Annotated in this window: 3 protein-coding genes; all 3 read left to right on the forward strand. The window is 60.1% G+C overall.

Annotated elements, in window-relative coordinates; all coding sequences use genetic code 11:
- Positions 1 to 317, forward strand: a 317-nt coding sequence (locus ABX749_RS25000; RefSeq protein ID WP_372898392.1) for a hypothetical protein, incomplete at its 5' end; no start/stop codon positions are given.
- Between the two features lies 1 nt (position 318).
- Complete coding sequence (locus ABX749_RS25005) at positions 319 to 1,245, forward strand: ATP-binding cassette domain-containing protein (RefSeq protein ID WP_372898393.1); 927 nt, start codon at positions 319 to 321, stop codon at positions 1,243 to 1,245.
- Positions 1,242 to 3,854, forward strand: a complete 2,613-nt coding sequence (locus ABX749_RS25010) for a hypothetical protein (RefSeq protein ID WP_372898394.1) — start codon at positions 1,242 to 1,244, stop codon at positions 3,852 to 3,854. The genes ABX749_RS25005 and ABX749_RS25010 overlap by 4 nt, the downstream gene beginning before the upstream one ends.
- The last annotated feature ends 59 nt before the right edge of the window (positions 3,855 to 3,913 follow it).

Consider the following 3,913-nt stretch of genomic DNA (forward strand, 5'->3'; position numbering starts at 1 on the left):
CCGACGATATGATGAGACGATTGGCGGCGACCGAGTCCATTCCCAACGGGACGATCCGCTTGATCGCACGAATCGATGGTGCGCTCGATGGACTCGAAATCTCCCCCGCAGCGAGCCAGCAAACGGCACAGACCATCGCCATCATTCACCTGAAACATGCCGATCTGCCCGAACCGGTCGCCGACAAGAACCTTGTCAGTGACTTTCGCCGTGTAAACCGCATCGAGACCACGACACCGGAATCGGAAGATTCAAAACCGGATTCGGAAGCAACCGACACGACCGACAACAAGACGCCGCCGACGGAGAGCGAGTGAGATGATAACGTTGACAGGATTCGGAAAGGACTATGGAGACTTCACCGCGGTGCAGGAGTTGGATCTTCATATTGAAGCCGGGGAGACGTTCGGAGTCATCGGCCCCAACGGTGCAGGCAAAAGTACGACGATTCGATTTTTGGCCACGCTGTTACGGGCCACACGCGGTCGCGGTGAAGTCGCCGGATGTGACGTGATGGCCGATCCGGTCGGCGTTCGTCAAGCCGTCGGCTACATGCCCGACAACTTCGGCGTGTACGACGGCATGCGAGTCTGGGAGTTTTTGGATTTCTTTGCCGTCGCCTACCGGATCGGACGCAAGGACAGAAAACAGATCATCGACAACGTCCTGGAACTGTTGGATCTGACGCACAAACGCGACGATTTTGTCAACGGATTGTCTCGCGGCATGAAACAACGACTGTGTCTGGCCAAAACCCTGGTGCACGACCCGCCGGTCTTGATTCTGGATGAACCGGCCAGCGGCCTGGATCCGCGAGCGCGCGTTGAAGTGAAAGAGTTGCTCAAAGAATTGCGCCGCATGGGCAAAACGATTCTGATCAGCAGCCACATTCTGACCGAGCTGGCCGATTGTTGCACATCGATCGGCATCATCGAACGCGGACAACTGTTGATGAGCGGTCCGATCGAAACGGTCTATCGACAGATCCGACGAAACCGGCACGTCGAGATTCAGTTCGTCGCGGGTGAAGAGGCCGGGCTGTCGATCTTGCGCAGCAGCCCTGCCTTGCGATCGATCGAACAAGAACCGACCTGCATCGTCGCTGAACTAGAAACCGACGACGAAGGCTTGGCGACGCTGATGGAGACGATGATCGCCGAAGGTGTTCGCTTGCGTTCGTTCAATGATCGCGCCCCGACCTTGGAAGATGTCTTCATGACTGTGACCAAGGGCCTGGTGACGTGATCCGATGTCTTGCGTCGGTAGCCTTGGTCGTTGCCGTCATTCTGGGATCGACCTGGCCGACGCTGTTGGGAAAACGCATCGCCTTTCGCGACGTCAACCATTTTTACTTGCCGCTGTATGACTACGTCGCCGAGCGGACGGCCACTCAGTGGCTTCCGTTCTGGAACCCGCTCGATCACACCGGCATGCCCCTGATCGGTGAGACGTCGACGGCGGTGATGTATCCGCTTCGATGGTTGGTGTATTCGTTTCCGCTTGCCAGCGATCGGCTGTCCAACGAATCCTTGATGAGCATCTATTTGATCGTTCATCTGTTGTTGGCCTCCGCCGCCGCGGCCTGGCTGGCCAAGTCGATCGGCTGCCGGCCGTTAGGGGTGTTCGTGGCGGCAATCGTTTATCCGCTCTCGGGCAGCGTTTTCTCGCTGTGTTGCAACCCTCCATTCTTGGTCGGTGCGGCGTGGATTCCGTTCGCCCTGGGCGCCTGCCTGCCGACGATAACCTTGGCGGGCGGATCTCGTTCGACGCGCCGGCGGATTGTGATCGCCGCCACCGCTCTGGCCATGATGGTGCTCGGCGGCGATCCCCAGTCGGCACTGCACTGCGTGATGACCGCCGGTGCGATCTCGCTGTTCCACGCCAGGAGTCAATTTCGACAAGCCCGTGATCAAGGCCAGACGTGGTGGCAAAGCGAGTTCGTCCGCACGTTCGTCGTCGGCGCGAGCGGTTGTGCGTTGGCCGTCGGGATCAGCTCGATCCAAATCGCGGCGTCGTTGGATTGGAGTCGCCAAAGTGTTCGCGCGGCGCGTGTTGCCCAACGCAGCGAGGTCTACGAGTTTTCGCTCGCCCCTTGGCACGCCATCGAAACCGTCTCGCCACGTCCCTTCGGCAATCTGTTTCCCATCCATCGACGGATCGCCAACGTGATTCCAGGCGAAGGACGGATGTGGACGCCGTCACTCTACGCGGGTTTGATCGTGGGGTTCGCACTGCTTTGCCGTCTGGTCCGGCCGCGAAGCTATCTTGCCGAACCTTGGCTGGCCGTCTCGCTGGTCAGCTTGGCGATTTGTTTCGGACATTTCGGACTGGTCTGGTGGCTGCAACAGATCCCTGGTGTGCTCGAGCATAGCGACAGCGCGATCGGGGGACCGTTTTGGATGCTTTGTCAGTGGATTCCCGGCTACAGTTCGTTTCGCTATCCGGTCAAATGGTTACCGATCTTTGCCATCGCCAGTTCCATGGTCGCGGCGCAGTGGATTTCGTCCCAGCGTGACAGACGTGAATTACCCTTGGCGTTGATGCTGCTGGTTGGCTTTGTCGCCGGTGGCGTGTCGGCGCACTTGGCCGGCCAACAATGGGAACGCTGGCTACCGCTCGACCCCGACAGGCTTCCGATCGATGAATATTGGGGACCGCTGGACGTGGCCGGCAGCCTGACGTTGATACGTGCGTCGTGTTGGTGGACGGTCGCGGTGTTGTGTGTGCTGGTCGGATTGCGTCGGTTTACCGAGTGGCAAGATCGCCGCCGGCCCGCGATTTGGATCGGCAGTGCATGGGTCGCCTTGATCGCGCTGGATGCGATCGTCAACACATCGACCTTGTTGCCCCGAGTGGACGTTTGGCGGGAACGACAGTTGGCACACCAGGCAAGTCCGGCTCCGATCCCGCGGACACGCACCTTACGCACGCAAGCCGGGATGTGGCCGCAGCGATGGCGGACCACCGGATCCATCGATCGCCCGCTGGAAGTCGCCGCAAGCGAACGGATTGCCTGGTTCGGACGTTGGCACCTGGTTCATCGACAGGCGGTGTTCAACAGCATGGTCAGTATCAAGAGCCGCAGCTACGGAGAGTTCTGGTGGTCTTGTAACCACCACCTGCAGAGTCTCGATCGCGAACAGCGGTCGGCGTTTTGGAAGTCGATCCGTCAGTGGCTGGCGATCGGAGCGGTCTCGCACGTCGACGGCCACTCGGCCACCGCCGCCGATGGAATGACATTGGTCTCGGTGGAACGCCGGATGACCGAACCGGTCCGCGACGTCCGTGTTTTCACCGATTGGTTGCCGGAAAAACCGTTGCGTGAATTGGTACCAGAAATCGGCCGTCGCCGCGGACTGCCGTTGCCACACCTCGCGGCGGCTCCACCGTCGTCCCGCTCGGCCGCTGCAGCCCCGGCTGGTTCCAGCACACGATCGGCTGAACGATCGGCTGAACGATCCGCCGGGCGATCGGCACGCGTCGAACGCGCGGCCGACGGAACGATCGTCGTCCGCTGCGACATCGACTGTGTCCTGGAACGCTGTGTCTATCAGGACGGCAATTGGCAGGCCCGGCTGGACTCCGTCACCGGTGATTCCTCCCGATCGCTGCCGGTTTTCCGCAGCAGCCACTTGAATCAGGCGGTGGTCGTCCCACCAGGAAATTGGCGTGTGGCGTTTGAGTATCGGCCGTGGTGGAAAGCTCCGACGCTCGTCGTGGCGACTTCAGCAGCCATTTTGCTGGCGATTTTGGTCTTTTTGCCGAACCAATTCGGCAAGGCGACGGTCCGGGGAATTGTGTTTTTCCTGATCCGCGGTAGGCTGCTGCGCTCGTTTCGACCCTACACTCGTTAAAAATTCAACACCCCAGGGACTCCCTATGACCCAGCGTCGTGGATCTGATTTCGCCGGAC

This window comes from Stieleria sp., assembly GCF_041595215.1.
Taxonomy (GTDB): domain Bacteria; phylum Planctomycetota; class Planctomycetia; order Pirellulales; family Pirellulaceae; genus Stieleria; species Stieleria magnilauensis.